Genomic DNA, 17,634 nt, shown 5'->3' on the forward strand with positions numbered 1-17,634 from the left:
CGACTTGCATGTGTTAAGCACGCCGCCAGCGTTCGTCCTGAGCCAGGATCAAACTCTCCGAACAAAAAACCATACAAAACATACAATCTTTCAAAAACGGAAAGAAAAACAACAAACACAAGACACCCAAAAAGACACCCAGCATCCATCATCAATCCCAACCAAAAAAACAGAATCATCAAAAATAAAGAAATCAACAAAAAATCAAAAAATAACAAAAACAAAACCACACAACCAAAAAAAGGCCATGCAATCCCATCAAGACATAAAAGAAAAAATAGACACACTATCGAGTTATCAAACAACACCCCCACAAGCCCCAAAAACGCGCAAAAACACACGCAATCAAAACAAGGAGGAAAACCCAGAAACCAGAAAAACCAGCCCCGGCAACCGCCACAATCACTCGCGACGACTGGATTAACTTTAGTGGAACTGCGTCCCAAACGCAAACCCAGAAGGAGTGCCCTCCGACACATTTCCCTATCCACCTGAGTCTAGCCGAAAGATAAGCTTCCGTCTAGTACCTTTCCGAAATTGAGAAAACCGCTCTCTCACCTGAAAAATGGTCAGAAAGCGGTTTCCCAAACGAAGCTATTACTTCACATGTCCAACACCCATATTGCGTCGCCCCTTCCGGAACAACACTAGATCACCAGGCAAAACATCGGCACTGGTTAACGGCGCATCCTCATCCTCGGCCTTCTCCCCGTTAACGTAAGCACCACCGGAAGCAACCGTGCGACGAGCAGCCCCACGCCCCTTTTCCAAGCCGGAATCGACCAAGAGATCAACGATAGTAGTCTCCCCCAGCACCACATCAGCAGAAGGCAAAGAAGCCGTCGCATCACGCAACGTACGCCCATCAAGGGTACGTAGATCTCCCTTCCCAAACAGAGCCTCTGAAGCGGCAATGACCTGGGCAGTCGCCTCCGCACCATGTACGAAAGTGGTTACCTCAGCTGCCAGACGACGCTGACCAATCCGCTGATGCGGCGCAGCGGCAGACTCAGCCACTAGCTGCGCAATCTGCTCGCGACCCAAGAAAGTGAACACCTTCAACAAGCGCTCAACGTCAGCATCCTCAGTACCCAGCCAGAACTGGTAGAAAGCGTAGGGTGACATCATGTCGGCATCCAGCCAAATCGCACCCCCCTCAGACTTGCCAAACTTAGTGCCATCCGCCTTCGTAATCAGCGGAGTAGTCAGCACATGCACCGACTTGCCCTCAGCCTTGCGAATCAAATCAGTGCCGCCAATCAAATTGCCCCACTGATCATTACCGCCAGTTTCTAAGACACAGCCGTAACGACGGTAAAGCTCTAGGTAGTCATTTGCCTGCAAAAGCTGATACGAGAACTCGGTGAAAGAAATACCCTCATCAGAAGCGAGGCGGCGGGCTACAGTATCCTTCGCAATCATGGTGCCCAAACGGAAATGCTTACCCAAATCACGAAGCAAGGAGATTGCAGTCATCTCCCCAGTCCAGTCATAGTTATTCACCATGCGGGCGGCAGCAGGACCCTCAAAATCAAGGAAACGCTCAATCTGCGCCCGAAGCTTCTCAGACCATTCGGCGACCGTCTTGGCCTCATTCAAAGTCCGCTCACCAGACATGCGCGGATCACCAATCAGACCGGTTGCACCACCGACCAAAGCCAAAGGCTTATGGCCAGCCATCTGCAAATGACGCATCACCATAATCTGAACCAAATGGCCATGATGCAAAGATGCGGCCGTTGGATCATAGCCGGTATAGAAAGTAATCGGACCTTCCTGCATCAACGCACGCAACTCGTCAAGGTCAGTGTGCTGCGCAATCAGTCCGCGCCACTCCAACTCATCTAGGACATCAACCACAAGAAACTCCCATGTGAAAACAACAGTTAACCAAATACCAAGATACTACTTCACCAAGCATCCGGCAGAGCAACGTGAGAAATGCCTAGGCGCGCTAAGAAAGACTAATCGGAGGTACCCGTGAAGGAACTCAACACCTTCATCAGTTCCTCTTGGAAAGCGCGTGCGGATTCTTCAGACTGGCAAATCACCAGTACTGTGTCATCACCAGCGATCGATCCGAGCACTCTCGGATCTTCGGCCTCGTCCAGCCCTGAGGCCAAGAACTGGGCTGCACCAGCATGGGTGCGTAGCACCACCTGATTGACTGCCTGCCCGGTGGAGACAATCAGCTCTGCAGCCAGTCGGAACAGGCGCTCAGACAGCTCAGCCACTTCTTTGTCTACCGCAATCGGGGAAATCCGGTACACCAAGTCCCCGTGCGCATCACGCACACGCGCGGCGCGCAACTCAACTAAGTCACGAGACACGGTAGTTTGAGTAACCGAGAAACCTAGCTGAGCCAGCCTATCAACCAACTGAACCTGGCTAGAGACCCGCGTAGTTGACAAAAAGTCCCTAATCGCGCGCAAACGCCCGGTTTTCGTCAATGGATATAACTCACTCATCGTGTTTTGTTTCCTCCTGCAGAGTAAGCAAACAGCTTAATATGACAATGATAGCCAGAACTAATAGCTTACGTCGTCCCAATCCACAAAATGTCAATTATGACAACTTTACCCAAGCAATGCGATAAACCCTTCAGACGCAAAGCGCTCTCCGTAACCTAGGCGGAACGGTGCTCTGCCCCGAACCGCTTGGCTAACGAAGCTAAAACCCGCTCCCTCACCGTTGCCTGCTCCTCAGCAGTCAAAGTATGGTCAGAGCCACGAGTCTGCAAGCTGAAAGCCAAAGACTTCTTGCCTTCGGGCAACTGGTCACTTCGGTAAACATCGAACAGGTAGGCATCCTCCAGAAGTTCCCCGCCAGTGCGCATAATATCAGCTAACAACTCACCAGCGGTAATCTGCTCATCCACAATCACAGCGATATCTTCCTTACCCATCGGGTAGGTGGAAATCGGTGAGACCTGCAACGGAGACAATCCAGTAACCTGTCCAAGGGCCTGCAAATCCAATTCGAAAGCACAGGCTCGCCGTGGCAGATTAAAAGCATCCACCACCCGAGGATGGAGCTCACCGGCGTACCCCACGGTCTGCTGTTTCTTACCGACCTTGATTCGCAACTGGGCGACCCGTCCCGGATGGAACGGAGCCAAAGAATCACGGGTAACAACCTCAATGCCCTGCCCCTGCAAGGCACGCGGATTAATATGCGCCGGCACTTCGCCCTCAAGAATCGGTTGCGCTACCAAAAGCTCCACCCCAATAGTCGAAGCAACCAACTGGGCTGATTCGATCGCGTCAGCCCAATCATAAGAACGGCGATCAACCAAGACGCCCTCGGGAGCAGTACTACCTGCCAACACGCCACCAACATGCCACGGTTGAGCCGGAACCTGAGACCTAATCGCCGCAACTTGCTCTACCGAGGGGGTCTGCACCTCAGGCATCACGGCTGCCGGGGTACCTGCCGGCCGCGTCACCATTCCCAGTTCGTACAAAGAAAGAGAAGAGTTACCGCGGGCGATGTTACGCTGCGCCACCGTCAAAAGAGTGTCCAAAATCGAAGTCCGCAACCTCGGCGCATCATTGGCAATTGGATTCGCCAGAGCAAGCGCCTGACGACGCGGATCATCCTCGGCGAAACCCTGCAAATCATGAGACTGCCCAATGAACGGATAGGAAATAACCTGCGTATGACCAGAGGCAGCCAAAGCTTGCGCGACCTGACGACGCAAAGCCACCGAGTCGGATAACCCGGCCTCGCTAATCCTTGCCTGGGGCACCACGGAAGGCAACTCATCGTAGCCGCCCAAGCGGGCAATTTCCTCCACCAGATGCGCTGAACCGACTAGGTCAGGACGCCAAGTTGGCGGCACCACGGTGAGGACATCTCCCTCACCAGAAACTTCACAGCCAATCTTGGTCAGAGCCGAAACAACATCATCACGGGAATACTCCACGCCAATCAGTTTCGTTGCGGCATCCACTTGGAACTCCAGCGAAGGCATCGCGACAGTATTGTCCTCATCGAAAACCTCAGGGCCAGCGATACCACCACCGTACTCGACCAAGAGGTCTACTACGCGCTGCGCAGCCACGGCCGGGAGCTGCGGATCCACGCCCCGCTCAAAGCGCTTGGATGCCTCACTGGGAAGATGATGACGACGCGCAGCACGAGCGATAGTAATCGGATCGAAATGGGCTGCTTCAATCAGTACATCCGTCGTTTTGTCAGTGACTTCAGAGGAAGCACCGCCCATTACACCGGCGAGGCCGAGGGCGCGTGAGCCTTCACCATCCGGCGAATCTGTAATCAACAGATCCTCAACATGAAGCTCACGTTTAGCCTCGTCCAAAGTAACGAGAGACTCTCCCGCTTTCGCGCGGCGCACCACAATGGGAGCAGACACTTGAGCTAAATCATAAGCATGCAGAGGCTGACCCAAATCCAACATCACATAGTTGGTAATGTCAACGGTCAAAGAGATTGGACGCATACCAGCGGCAACAATTCGGCGCACCATCCAATCAGGGGTGGGGGCCGCAGGGTTAACGCTACGGACGATTCGAGTGACAAAGCGATCACAGCCGATATGTCCGCGAATGGGGGCATCATCCTTAATTAGAACCGGAAAGCCCTCCGCATTGGCCGCAGGTACTTCCTTGACCAGATTGCCGACGAGGGCAGGGTCATGGAACTGAACGCCAGTCGAATGAGAATACTCACGGGCCACACCACGCATGGAGAAACAATAGCCACGGTCTGGCGTAATGTTGATTTCGAGGGTTTCCTCGCCCAAACCCAGCAGTTTGATTGCGTCAGTGCCAGGAGCAGGAACCTCTCCAGGCAGGAACTCTTCCAAGACAATGATGCCTTCAGCGCTGTCAGCCAGCCCCAGCTCAGCTTCTGAACAAATCATACCGTCTGATACATGACCATAGGTTTTGCGTGCTGCAATCGCAAAATCTCCGGGCAGAACTGCACCAGGCAAGGAAACCACCACATGGTCTCCGACTTTGAAATTGTGCGCGCCACAAATGATGCCACGGCTAGGCAATTCAGAAGGCTCAGCGCCAGTACCCGGAGCATCATTGAACTGTTCACCCACATCAACACGGCAATAATTGATTACCTTCCCGTTCGATTGTGCTTTGGGGTCTAGTGTCAATACCTTGCCGACTACCAGCGGGCCTTGCACTGCAGGAGGAACGATTCGTTCTTCCTCCAGACCGACCTTCACCAAATCGGCGGCCAGTTCAGCAACAGTGGCGTCAGCGGGGACATCAACATGCGCGCCCAGCCATTCAAGAGATACATATGGCATGATTATTTACCCTTCCCGGTGATACCGAACTGCTGAGAGAAACGAACATCGCCTTCGACAATGTCGTGCATGTCTGAAATGCCATGGCGAAGCATCAAGGTACGCTCAACGCCCATACCGAAGGCAAAGCCCTGATAAACCTTGGGGTCAATTCCGCAGGCGATTAGCACATTGGGGTTAACCATGCCGCAGCCACCCCATTCAATCCAGCCGGGACCACCCTTCTTTTGCGGGAACCAAAGATCCATTTCCGCGCTAGGCTCAGTGAAGGGGAAGAAGGAAGGACGTAGTCGAGTCTTCGCCTCTGGACCAAACATGTGGCGAGCAAAAGCATCCAAAACACCCTTCAGGTGCGCCATTGTCAGGCCTTTATCTACCGCGAGGCCCTCTACCTGGTGGAATACTGGGGAGTGCGTCTGGTCCAGCTCATCAGAACGGAAAACCTTACCCGGGCAAGCCAAGTAGATTGGAGGCTCCTGACTGGTCATTACGCGCGCCTGTACCGGTGAGGTATGAGTACGCATCACCAGATGGGAGGAATCTGCACTACCATCAGCCACAGAAGCAGGGTCCACATATAAAGTATCCTGCATCTGGCGGGCAGGATGATCGGGATCCAAGTTGAGGGCATCGAAGTTGAACCATTCGTGCTCAATCTCCGGTCCTTCACCAATCTGCCAGCCCATTGAACTGAAGAAGTCAGCAATCTCATCCATGACTAGCTCAAGCGGGTGCCGTCCCCCCGGCAGATGGCGCGGAGAAGCCACAGTCACATCCACTGTTTCCTCACGGAGCAGACGTTCTTCCGCCTCAACCTCAAGCACCTCGGTTCGGAAAGCTACCGCACGCTCAATAGCACCCTTCGCTTCACCTACCATTTTGCCCACTACCTTGCGGTCAGCCGGCGGCACATCCTTAATGGACTTCTTTGCATTAGCCAAGACTGAGCCTTCGCCCAGTGAACGATTCCTAACCTGTTTTAGTTCGGCGATAGAAGTGGCTGCTTCGATTGCAGACACGGCCTCCCTCACAGCTGCCTCGATCCGATCGGCCGATAGGACGTCGGAGTCGCGATCTGGCACTGTCATGGGTCCCCCTTGGAATAAGATTTGCATAGCAACGTGTAACATTCTAACTCTCTTAACAGACATTGACAGGGTTCGGCTTACGCGAAGCGTAAAATGCTAGGCAGGGAAAGCGCATTCGGGCTCTCATTGAGGTAATCTACAGGCATGAATTCACGAATCTTAGAACTAGCGCGCCGGGCCCCCCTCGGCAATCTGACCCCCGGAAAAATCTCCCCAATGCGTAGCGTTCCCGCTAGCATTGAGCGTCCCGAATACATGTTCCACGACGGACCAGAGGTGGTTACCGCATCAGATGTGAAGAGCCCCGAAACCGTTGAGAAGATTCGCCGCGCTGGAACCATTGCCGCGAATGCAGTGATGTTGGCGGGTTCCCTTGCGAAGCCCGGAGTCACCACCGAAGAACTAGACATAGCCGCCCATGAATACTTGATTTCTCAAGGCGCCTATCCGTCTACTTTGGGATACATGGGATTCCCGAAATCTTGTTGCACTTCAGTCAACGAAGTGATTTGTCATGGCATCCCCGATGATCGTCCCCTTGAAGACGGAGACATCATTAACATCGATATCACCGCCTATATCGATGGCGTTCATGGTGATACCTGCGCAATGTTCACCGTGGGTGAGGTTGATGAGGAATCCCAGAAACTAATCGATGTCACCTACAAGTCAATGATGCGTGCCATCAAAACAGTTAAACCGGGCCGTGAGATCAATGTAATCGGCCGCGTGATTGAATCATATGCGAAACGATTCGAATACGGGGTGGTACGCGACTATACCGGTCACGGTGTTGGTGAAGCTTTCCACTCCGGCCTGATCATTCCCCACTACGACTCAGCACCCGCATACTCGCAAATAATCGAACCCGGCATGGTGTTCACTATCGAACCGATGCTCACCCTTGGGACCATCGAATGGGAGCAGTGGGATGATGAATGGACGGTAGTAACCCAAGACCGCTCTCGCACTGCCCAGTTCGAACACACCATTGTGGTGACCGAGGACGGCGCTGAAATTCTGACCCTACCCGACAACGGACTGCCGCATGCAGCCAGTCAGCTTTAATCTGCATTGTTATCAAAGGAGATAATTATGAAAACCGCATTCGGTATCGATATCGGAGGCTCCGGTATTAAAGGCGCCCTCGTCAACCTAGAAACCGGCGGGTTTATTGGCGAGCAGTTCCTGATTCCCACACCCCAGCCTTCCACCCCGGAAGCAGTCACCGACGCCTGCGCTGAAATGATTTCTCATTTCAACTTGGCCCCAGACATCCCCGTAGGTATCACATTCCCTGCACCAGTTAAGAATGACACCGTTCGGTTCGTTGCCAATCTTGACCAGTCCTGGACCGGCGTTAACGTGCGTGACCTGATGCGGCAGCGGATTGGGCGCACGGTTACGGCTGTCAATGACGCCGACGCAGCTGGCTTCGCCGAAGCAGTCCTAGGCGCCGCTAAAAATGTTAAGGGCCTGGTCATTGTAACTACGCTGGGCACCGGGATTGGCTCCGCTTTCATCTACAACGGGGGGCTGATTCCCAACACGGAGCTGGGCCATGTCACATTGCGCGGGGACTCCGCTGAGAAGTATGCGGCTGCTTCCGTGCGGCGGATTGAAGATTTGTCGTGGCCAGATTGGACTGCCCGTTTGCAGGAATACTACGGCCATATCGACATGCTCTTCTCCCCCGACATGTTCGTGGTGGGCGGAGGGGTCTCAGAGAGGGCAGATATGTTCTTGCCTCACCTGAAGCTATCATGCCCAATTGTTCCCGCGAAACTACGCAATACTGCTGGAATTGTTGGCGGCGCAGCCTTGGCCGCCAAAGCTGAGGGACTAGCTTTCTAGATTCCTCAGCTAGGCTCCAGAGTAATTATCTGAGCAGACATGGTTGGGGATGAGTCGCCCGATACGCCGGGTTCTGTATTCGGTACCGTTACCGGTATTCGAATGACGGCCATTTCTCTAGGGCCTGTGTTACCACAGGTCTCAAGCAACCTACCCGTGAACTAGGCGAGCAGCTTACATTCACTGTTTGGTCTTGCTCCCGATGAGGTTTACCGTGCGAAGCCAGTCACCTGACTCCCGGTGGTCTCTTACACCACCGTTTCACCCTTACCCCTGCCGAAGGTATAGGAAGAGGCGGTCTGTTTTCTGTGGCACTATCTCGCGGGTCACCCCGGGTGGCTGTTAACCACCATCGCGCTCTGTGGAGCCCGGACGTTCCTCGGCAACACGAAGTGCTGACGCGACCGTCTGGACGACTCATCCGGTTCAACTGTACTATGAAAATCTGATGTTGATATTGTTACCGCCCAGTGAAGGCAAGAATTTTGATTCGGTTGAAGGCGATCGCCTAGACCTCGACGAACTGAGTTTCCCGCAGCTTAAACCAGTTAGAGAGCTACTTTTAGATGAGCTAATTGACCTATCTGAGAGCGGGTTCGCGCGTGAAATCATAGGCGTCGGCCCGAAAAAGGCTGCTGAGGTTGCATTCCATGCCCAGCTCCGGAGCGCTCCGACGCGTCCCGCCGCCGAAGTGTACTCTGGCGTCCTTTATGAGGCCGCCAGATGGGCTGATTGGCCGCTCAATGATGCCGCCGAAACCGTTTATGTTACTTCAGCTCTTTGGGGATTGGTCTCCCCCATTGACATGATTTTGCCGTACCGGCTGTCGATGGGAGTTAGCCTTCCGGAGGCAGGCGCAGTGAAGCAGCTTTGGAAACAGGCCCTGACACCGGTCCTTGATGAGCGGGCGGCCAATGAAATCGTCCTAGATTTCAGATCTGGCGCTTATCAGGCGGTTTGGCCACCCACACTGTCCACTGCACGCAGGGCAGGCACCAGTTTTGTCACCGTGCGCGTGGTAACTCGAAAAAACGGCGTGGAAAAGGTCGTCTCTCATCACGCTAAGCACGCCCGAGGCGAGCTGGCAGGGTACCTAATCTCAACAAATACCATGGTCACCTCCGTTGCAGAGGCTTTCCGAGCGGCGCAGGACCTTGCCGCAGCAGGTACCTCCACAGTAATCGAGGCAAGGCTTGAAGGCGCCGAGGGCGTCCACCAACTGACTCTGGTGACAGCCTAGAGCACGGTGAGAAATAGCGCTTTAGCGTCCAAGTTCTGGATCCAGCGCGGCAGCCACTAAAGTTACTTTACCGTCGGCGTGCCGACGCAAAATCGTGGTGGAAGCAAGCGGAATCTCCAAGCCCGCGATTACCGGCCCAGGCCAGTGCAGAGCGTAGGCGGCAATCACCCTAGTGACAATCTCGTGGCAGGCCACTACTACGGTTTCGCCTTCATGTCGTTTCCAAACATTCTCAGTGAACGAACCAAGCCGCTCGATCATGCTGCCTAGAGACTCCAGCCCGGGCCAGATGTCTTTTTCAAAGCGCATCCATCGTTTAGGCAGATCCGGATGGGTTGCGAACAGCTCAGTGATGGACTTCCCCAGCCCTTCGCCTACGTTAATTTCACGCAGTCTCTCATCAGTCTGAACCGGCAGTGCTAGGTTCTCGCCCAGTAACTCCCCAAGTTGCGCCGCCCGTTTCACCGGCGAGGCATACAGGGTAGTAGGTTCAGGAATCCAGCTGTACACGGTTTTGCCCAGTTTCTTAGTCAAGGCAGCCGCTCCTGAGATCTGGTGAAGGCCGGCTTCTGATAGCGGGGGATCAATTTCGTCGTATCCGCCACAAAGCAAGCCCGCTTCGGTATATTTGGTAGCTCCATGTCGTACTAAAACTAGGTAGGTGTCAGTAGCGGTTTCGGTAAGGGTAGATGACTGCGCAGCCATAGTGTTTTGATCCTCCTTGATCGGTGCACTCTGCTCTTCAGATTTTTGGGTTTCATCTAGGTTAGCAAAGATTTCACCATCTAAGGCAACTTGAGTAGCGTTCTCATTCGCGTTCAGAGAAGATAACGCCTTCTCAGAAGTTGCAGTCAGCTTTCGTGCTTGCGCGGCTTGGTCCTTTGCCGCTTCGGCAGCGGCCTGAACTTTATCCGCATCTGCTGGGTCATCTGGATTGAATCCTCGGTCCATGGCTTCATTAGCAAGGGCGTCTGCATGCTTGTTTTCCGCCCTCGGCACCCACTTGTAAGTAACCAGGCGGGCCGGATAGGCCCGTTGCGCGGCAATCGCTAAACGCTGCAGTGAACTGTCCTTAATCTTCCAGTTCCCGGTCATCTGTTCGACCACCAGTTTGGAATCAGCTCTGACCATGACTTGAGCAGCTTCCCCCCACTCTTTGGTCAAGGCAGCAACCTGCATTAACGCGTCAACTAGAGCCGAGTACTCGGCCACATTATTGGTCGCCTCGGCGATAAACACAGACCTGGTTAAGATTTCCTCTTCCGTGTCGGCATCGACAATCACTAGGCCATATCCGGCGATACCTGGATTCCCGCGAGAGCCTCCATCGGTATTAATAACCAGACGGCGCATCAGTCTTCCACCCGAACCAAGATCCACTCCATATCTTCACTGGTAATGACTTCGTCAGGAGCCGCACTACGAATCCGTTCCCACTCAGTAGCAGTGAACTGGATTGACATGCTTTCAACGACCCTGCCCCGTAAAGCAACCGCTCCGAGGCCGCCGGTGGATTTACGGATAGCATCATATTCTGCGGTGAGTTCAGGACCCACAATCTCCATCGCGGCGCGGCGCTTATCAATCAGCGGCTGAGCCTGAGATTTCAAGTCAGCCAGCAGCTCATCACGGTGTTTCATGGTTGCGGCAACATCCTCGTTGAGCGCAACTAGCTCTTTCTTACCGTTCTCCAAGCGGGTTTCCAGCTCAGCGATTGTTTCATCGCTTTCCATCTGCTGGTATTCCACCTTTTCTAGGCGCTTAGCAATGGTGTCAAGCTCATCTTGCATCCGCTGGAGCTCCTTCATATCACCTAGGCCTTTATCGAGACGTTCTTGAGTGAGTGCCTGACGGGATTTGAGACGTTCAACGTCAGCGGTGATTTTCTGTGCTTCTCGGCGCTGATCTCCCAGCTCAGATTGGGCGGTCGCAACGAAACGTGTCATATCGTCTCTACGGCCGGTGATCTCAGCTAGTTTTTTGTGTTCGGGCAGGTTTTGCGCATCATAGGTTAAGCGAGCGAGTTTAGTATCGCACTCTTGCATTACCAGCAGCTCCAGTTGCTGTCGCGGGCTTGCTTTCATTATTCACTCACTTTCAGTTGTGGGTAACCACAGAGTCCATGGTTCGGTTACAAGGTCGGATACTTTTACTTCACATGCCAGATTAGCGGCAGCGAATTCGCGTCGCAAACTCTTCGCCGCCACTTCACACCAAACCGATTCAGTGGCCCAATGGGAGGCGTTGATCAGGTAGGGTTTACCACCTTCTAGGTGCTCCGAGGCGGGATGATGTCGCAAATCGGCCGTGACGTACACGTCCGCTCCAGCAGCGCGCGCAGCGCCGAGGAAGCTATCACCGGACCCGCCAGATACGACCACCTTCTGAACTAAGTCCTCTAAGTCGCCACCGACGAGGAGGCCATTGGGGCCACCGGGCAGAGCTTTAGCTACTTGCTGCGCAAAAGCTCTCAGACTGATAGCTTCGGGAAGCTTGCCAACCCTCCCCAGCCCCGGATGCTGCACATCATCGCTGGGAACTAACGGCTCATTCGTTTGTAGCCCAATCCTTTCTGCCAATGCTTGAGCTACGCCTTCGGCGGCGGCATCCGCATTGGTGTGAGCATTCATTAAGGCGCAGCCGTTCTTGATTAGGCGATGCACTAGCGCGCCCTTAGGGTCGTTAGCAGGAAGAAATGAGGTTCCGCGCAGGTAGAGCGGGTGGTGGGTAAATAGTAGATCTACACCTTCCGCAATTGCCTGATCTACTGTGGCTGCTACTGGATCAAGAGCGATGAGGATACGCTCTACTGGTTGCTGGGGGTCGCCGGTAATCAGTCCAACTTTGTCCCATTCTTCCTTCAACTTTGGAGGATACAAGGAATCTATTAGGCTCACTACCTGCTCAAGAGAAGGGGTGTTATCGCTATTGCTCATGCAACCATCTTAACGGTAGTGGAATGAAAAATGTGTGGGCCCAGCCGGATTCGAACCGACGACCCCTTGGGTGTAAACCAAGTGCTCTAACCAACTGAGCTACGGGCCCTATCTAACTAAGAACGTACTGGCGAAGGTGCGCTCTCAGAAAGACAAGCATCCTTTTACGGACACCGGAACAGCGTACAGCAATCTCAACTGCTGTGCCACTTGAACACGGGAACAGCAACACTGACCTGCAGTTAGATATGGAGAAGTCTATTTACGAGGGCGTGACATCAACCTAGTGCCAGCCCAGCGTTTTCCTAGCGAAGCAGTTGAAGTTGTGGAAAGACCGGCGACCTTTGCGGCCTCAGCAATTATGAAAGGTTCCACATAAAGATCCTCGCCGGCTTTCGGCGTCAGCACCCAAATCAGCCCGCCATTATCGAGATTGCCGGCGGCGTCAACTAGCAGGTCAGTTAAGTCCTCGACCTCGCCATCTTCGGAACGCCACCAGATTAAGGCACCATCAACGACGTCGTCATAGTCTTCATCAACTAGTTCTTCACCAGTTTCTTGTTCGATTAAATCACGAAGCGTCGTTTCAGCGTCGTCATCGACGTAAAACTCTTGAACTACCGCACCTTTCGCAAAACCAAAGTGAGCGCGTGCGTTGTCGGCAGACACGGAAGGCTATCCCCTTTCATAAAAGCCGGAACTTCCGGCTTGTTTGCATTAAGCATAACTAATCAAGTTTTCATTGTCGATACAAGCAAATACAGATAACAAAGCGATAATTTAGTTATCTAGGACACCAGTCCTAGACTCGCTCCCCCTTTAAGCTATGGACTGTGCTCAAATTGTGGGTAAACTTAGGAAAGAAATTGGGTTGCCCGAAGACGGAGCAGCCGAGGCTATTGAAAAGGACCGTGAAGTAAGTGAGCGACACCAGCCCCTTGATTGATGGATTACTCAGCCAGGTTCCCGATCATGATCCCGAGGAGACCAGCGAATGGCTTGAGTCTCTAAGCGGACTGATTGAGGAGAAAGGCGGCCCCCGGGCCCGATACATTCTGTTGTCGATGCTCCGTGAGGCGCGGCTACACAATGTTTCCGTACCTACCTCGCTGAACACCCCGTTCGTGAACACCATTGGCGTTCACCAAGAACCTTACTTCCCCGGCGACGAAGTAACTGAACGTCAGATCCGCCGCTGGATTCGCTGGAACGCAGCTGTGCTGGTTACCCGCGCACAGCGCCCCGGCATTAAGGTGGGTGGACACATTTCCTCCTACGCCTCCGTGGCAACACTGTACGAGGTTGGTTTTAACCACTTCTTCCGCGGCAAGGATCACCCCGGCGGCGGCGACCATGTCTTCTTCCAGGGGCACTCTTCGCCCGGTAACTACGCTCGCGCCTTCTTAGAAGGGCGTCTCTCCGAAGCTGACCTAGACGGTTTCCGTCAGGAACACTCCAGTGAAAACGGTATCCCCTCATACCCCCACCCGCGCATGATGCCTGAGTTCTGGGAGTACCCGACCGTCTCCATGGGTCTGGGACCAGCTGAAGCAATCTACCAGGCATGGTTCGACAAGTACCTACACATGCGCGGCATCAAAGACACTTCACAGCAGCACACTTGGGCCTTCCTGGGTGATGGTGAAATGGATGAGCCTGAATCACGCGGCATGCTACAGCTAGCTGCCCAGCAGAAGCTGGACAATCTAACCTTCGTCGTGAACTGTAACCTCCAGCGTCTGGACGGCCCGGTTCGTGGTAACGGCAAGATCATTCAGGAACTCGAAGCCTTCTTCCGCGGGGCCGGCTGGAATGTCATCAAGGTGGTCTGGGGCCGTGAGTGGGACGTCTTGCTGAACGCTGATAAGGACCGCGCCCTCGTCAACTTGATGAATGAAACCCTTGACGGTGACTACCAGGCATTCCGCGCTAATGACGGTGCTTTCATTCGCGAGAACTTCTTCAACCGTGATCCGCGCACCAAGGAAATGGTGAAGGACTGGTCAGATGACGACATCTGGAAGCTCAAGCGCGGCGGACACGACTACCGCAAGGTTTACGCTGCCTACAAGGCAGCCATGGAGCATACCGATCAGCCGACAGTTATCTTGGCTCATACGGTTAAGGGCTACGCCCTCGGCACCCACTTCTCCGGCCGTAACTCAGCCCACCAGATGAAGAAGATGGCTGTTGACGACCTGAAGGCAATGCGCGATCTGCTGAAGATTCCTTTCACTGATGAGGAACTTGAGCGCGACCCTTACCAGCCCCCGTACTACCGCCCATCCGATGACGATCCGGCTTTGCAGTACATGATTGAACGACGTCGCGCACTGGGCGGCTTCCTGCCCTCCCGCCCGGTTCAGCATGCTGAGCTGGAAATGCCGAAGGAAAAGGTGTGGGGCGCTCTCAAGGGTGGCTCTGGCAAGATGGAAGTGGCCACCACTATGGCTTTTGTCCGGATGCTGAAGGACCTGTTGAAGGATAAGAGCTTCGGCAAGCACATCGTGCCGATTATTCCCGATGAGGCTCGCACCTTCGGTTTGGATGCTATCTTCCCGAGCGCGAAGATTTTCAACACTTTGGGCCAGAACTACACCCCGGTTGATGCGGAAATGATGCTCTCATACCGTGAAGCAACCAACGGTCAGATTCTGCACATGGGCATTAATGAGGCTGGTTCTGCCGCTGCCTTCCAGGTGGCTGGCACTTCCTACTCTACCCATGGTGTACCGATGGTTCCCGTTTACATCTTCTACTCGATGTTCGGTTTCCAGCGTACTGCCGACCAGTTCTGGGCAGCTGGCGACCAGTTGGCTCGTGGCTTCATTATGGGCGCAACCGCTGGTCGCACCACGCTGGCCGGTGAAGGCACCCAGCACATGGACGGCCATTCGCCGTTGATTGCGGGTACGAATACCGCTGTAGTACAGTACGATCCAGCCTACGCCTACGAGATTCCTTACATCTTCCGTGATGGTTTGGAGCGCATGTATGGCCCGAAGGGTGACCGCGATCCGAACGTCATGTACTACCTGACCATTTACAACGAGGCTATGCACCAGCCTGCAGAGCCAGAAAACTTGGATGTGGAAGGCCTGCTTAAGGGTATCTACAAGGTTGCTGAGGCCGAGGGTGAGGGCCCGCAGGTGAACCTGCTGGCTTCTGGTGTTGGTGTGCCGTGGGCAATGAAGGCCCGTGAACGTCTCCGTAACGAGTGGGGCGTTAAGGCTACCGTCTGGTCTGTGACCAGCTGGAATGAACTGCGTCGCGACGGCTTGGAGGCCGATAAGCACAACCTGCTGCATCCTGAGGAAGCTCCGCGCGAAGCGTATGTGACTACGAAGCTGTCTGGCGAGTCCGGCCCGTTCGTAGCTACCTCTGATTACGATAATCTGGTGCAAGATCAGATTCGTAAGTGGATTCCTGGCGAGTACGCGGTGCTGGGCGCTGACGGATTTGGTTTCTCCGATACCCGTCCTTCTGCTCGACGCCACTACTTCATTGATGCTGAATCAATGGTTGTATCTGCTTTAGCTAGCTTGGAAAAGACCGGACAGTACCGCGCTGGTGCTGCTCGCGAAGCGATTGAGAAATACGACCTGTTCAACGTCAATGCTGAGTCGACACAGAACCTAGAGTAACTCTAGACATAAAGTTTGATGGGGCGGAAAGGATTTCCTTTCCGCCCCATCAGTCTATTCAGGAGTGCGCGTAAGCTTACAAGCTAGGTCCCCTATACCCCATAGTCAGGGATGGGAAGGATTGGGGCAAACTCATCTGGCACAATATCGTCATCTTCGGGAATCTCAATAGTACCCGTGTACTGTGGCCGGGCCAGGTTCTCAGGCGAAAGTATCTCATCTACTTGTTCCTCACTGAGAAGACCCTTTTCAATAATCAGCTCACGGATTCCTTTCCCGGTTCGGGCTGCTTCCTGACCAATCATGTCACCGTTGTAGTGACCGATAATGTCATTGAAATAGGTGACGATGCCAATCGAGTTCATTACATAATTACGACCGGATTCCTCATTTGCTTCGATCCCCTCCACACAGTATTCACGCAGTGTCCGAACCGCCTGGGTAAGTAGGCTAAGGGACTCATAAAGCGATTGCCCAATCACTGGCTCCATAACGTTCAGCTGGAGCTGACCCGCCTGAGCTGCCATGGTGACTGTAATATCATTGCCGAAGACCTTGAAGCAGACCTGGTTCACTACTTCGGGAATCACCGGATTCACCTTGGCCGGCATGATCGATGATCCGGCGGCGCGCTGCGGCAGACGAATCTCCGCTAGGCCCGCCCTCGGCCCTGAAGAGAGCAAACGCAAGTCGTTACAAATCTTCGCAAGCTTCGTCGCGGTGCGCTTCAAGGTGCCGTGCATGGAAACGTAACGTCCTGTATCCTGCGTTGCTTCAATCAGGTTGGTAGCGCCCACCACCGGAGCGCCCGTAACCTCACGAAGACGCGCCACGACCCGTTCCTGGTATCCCGGAGGCGTGTTCAAACCGGTACCGATTGCGGTCGCACCTAGGTTAGTTTCTAGCAGTAGGTTCGCATTGTTCTCCAGCCTGCTATCTTCTTCCGCTAGGTTCACCGCAAAAGCCGCGAACTCTTGACCCAAAGTCATCGGGACGGCATCTTGCAGCTGGGTGCGCCCCATCTTGAGGACGTCACGGAACTCTAGACCCTTGTCTGCGAAAGCCTCGACCAGTTTCGCTAACTCGAGGCGGAAATCCTGCACGCCTTGATAGACTGCCAAGCTCAAACCGGTCGGGAAAGTGTCGTTAGTCGACTGTGAGCGGTTCAGGTGATCATTCGGGTCCAAGACATCGTAGTCTCCGCGCGGACGCCCCATCATCTCCAAAGCTAGGTTGGCAATAACCTCATTGGTGTTCATATTGACTGAAGTGCCGGCTCCACCCTGAAACTGGTCTATGGGGAACTGATCCATGCAAAGACCCTTGTCCAAAATTGCATCACAGGCGTTGACAATAGCGCGAACTCGCCATCTACGCATTGTGCCTAAGTCTCCGTTGGCGAGGACGCAAGCCTTCTTGACCATCACCATTGAGCGAATCATCGCCGGATAGTCATTGAGGGTTCGGGCAGAAATCTGGTAGTTCTCTATTGCCCTGAGAGTGTGAATACCCCAGTAGGCGTCTTTCGGGACTTCTCTGGCTCCTAACAAATCACGCTCTGTGCGCGTCTCCATTTTTCACT

The 17,634-nt window shown here is 53.9% G+C and carries 13 protein-coding genes, 1 tRNA gene, 1 rRNA gene and 1 other RNA gene; 4 read left to right on the forward strand and 12 right to left on the reverse strand.

All coding sequences use genetic code 11. The features are described from left to right. The 5 genes from BM477_RS04205 to pheS all read right to left on the reverse strand — a co-directional run. Positions 1-64, reverse strand: a 16S ribosomal RNA gene (locus BM477_RS04205); the annotation flags it as partial. A gap of 533 nt (positions 65-597) precedes the next feature. Next, positions 598-1,860, reverse strand: coding sequence for a tyrosine--tRNA ligase (tyrS, locus tag BM477_RS04210; RefSeq protein ID WP_075361437.1), 1,263 nt, complete (start codon positions 1,858-1,860; stop codon positions 598-600). Between the two features lie 104 nt (positions 1,861-1,964). Next, positions 1,965-2,468, reverse strand: coding sequence for an arginine repressor (locus tag BM477_RS04215; RefSeq protein ID WP_075361438.1), 504 nt, complete (start codon positions 2,466-2,468; stop codon positions 1,965-1,967). 158 nt (positions 2,469-2,626) lie between these two features. Continuing rightward, entirely contained in the window at positions 2,627-5,290 is a 2,664-nt protein-coding gene (pheT, locus tag BM477_RS04220) for a phenylalanine--tRNA ligase subunit beta (RefSeq protein ID WP_075361439.1), read from the reverse strand. 2 nt (positions 5,291-5,292) lie between these two features. After that, the gene (gene pheS / locus BM477_RS04225; protein ID WP_075361440.1) at positions 5,293-6,378 is read right to left on the reverse strand and encodes a phenylalanine--tRNA ligase subunit alpha; all 1,086 of its coding nucleotides are present in this window, start codon (positions 6,376-6,378) and stop codon (positions 5,293-5,295) included. Between the two features lie 216 nt (positions 6,379-6,594). Between pheS and map the strand changes: the two genes are divergently transcribed. Continuing rightward, positions 6,595-7,446: a type I methionyl aminopeptidase gene (gene map, locus BM477_RS04230; RefSeq protein WP_075361611.1), complete on the forward strand. Its 852-nt coding sequence runs from the start codon at positions 6,595-6,597 to the stop codon at positions 7,444-7,446. 27 nt (positions 7,447-7,473) lie between these two features. Beyond that, positions 7,474-8,232: a polyphosphate--glucose phosphotransferase gene (ppgK, locus tag BM477_RS04235; RefSeq protein ID WP_075361441.1), complete on the forward strand. Its 759-nt coding sequence runs from the start codon at positions 7,474-7,476 to the stop codon at positions 8,230-8,232. 46 nt (positions 8,233-8,278) lie between these two features. Here ppgK and rnpB read toward each other — a convergent pair. Further along, an RNA gene (rnpB, locus tag BM477_RS04240) (RNase P RNA component class A) lies at positions 8,279-8,652 on the reverse strand. A gap of 28 nt (positions 8,653-8,680) precedes the next feature. On the opposite strand from rnpB, the gene BM477_RS04245 reads away from it, so the two are divergent. Then, positions 8,681-9,472, forward strand: coding sequence for a YaaA family protein (locus BM477_RS04245; RefSeq protein WP_075361442.1), 792 nt, complete (start codon positions 8,681-8,683; stop codon positions 9,470-9,472). Between the two features lie 21 nt (positions 9,473-9,493). Here the strand turns inward: BM477_RS04245 and BM477_RS04250 are convergent, their stop codons facing one another. The 5 genes from BM477_RS04250 to BM477_RS04270 form a co-directional block, all read right to left on the reverse strand. After that, positions 9,494-10,825, reverse strand: a complete 1,332-nt coding sequence (locus BM477_RS04250) for a histidine phosphatase family protein (RefSeq protein WP_075361443.1) — start codon at positions 10,823-10,825, stop codon at positions 9,494-9,496. Beyond that, positions 10,825-11,556, reverse strand: coding sequence for a zinc ribbon domain-containing protein (locus tag BM477_RS04255; RefSeq protein WP_075361444.1), 732 nt, complete (start codon positions 11,554-11,556; stop codon positions 10,825-10,827). The genes BM477_RS04250 and BM477_RS04255 overlap by 1 nt, the downstream gene beginning before the upstream one ends. A 3-nt stretch (positions 11,557-11,559) precedes the next feature. Beyond that, complete coding sequence (locus BM477_RS04260; protein ID WP_075361445.1) at positions 11,560-12,408, reverse strand: Nif3-like dinuclear metal center hexameric protein; 849 nt, start codon at positions 12,406-12,408, stop codon at positions 11,560-11,562. A 35-nt stretch (positions 12,409-12,443) separates the two neighbouring features. Beyond that, positions 12,444-12,517, reverse strand: a tRNA-Val gene (locus BM477_RS04265). 149 nt (positions 12,518-12,666) lie between these two features. Continuing rightward, complete coding sequence (locus BM477_RS04270) at positions 12,667-13,077, reverse strand: DUF3052 domain-containing protein (RefSeq protein WP_075361446.1); 411 nt, start codon at positions 13,075-13,077, stop codon at positions 12,667-12,669. Positions 13,078-13,328: 251 nt separating this feature from the next. Between BM477_RS04270 and aceE the strand changes: the two genes are divergently transcribed. Further along, a complete protein-coding gene (gene aceE / locus BM477_RS04275; RefSeq protein WP_075361447.1) occupies positions 13,329-16,052 on the forward strand; it encodes a pyruvate dehydrogenase (acetyl-transferring), homodimeric type in 2,724 nt (907 codons plus the stop codon). Between the two features lie 92 nt (positions 16,053-16,144). Here the strand turns inward: aceE and aspA are convergent, their stop codons facing one another. Beyond that, positions 16,145-17,626: an aspartate ammonia-lyase gene (gene aspA, locus BM477_RS04280; RefSeq protein ID WP_084543704.1), complete on the reverse strand. Its 1,482-nt coding sequence runs from the start codon at positions 17,624-17,626 to the stop codon at positions 16,145-16,147. Between the last annotated feature and the right edge of the window lie 8 nt (positions 17,627-17,634).

It is taken from the genome of Boudabousia marimammalium (assembly GCF_001936115.1).
Lineage (GTDB): Bacteria > Actinomycetota > Actinomycetes > Actinomycetales > Actinomycetaceae > Boudabousia > Boudabousia marimammalium.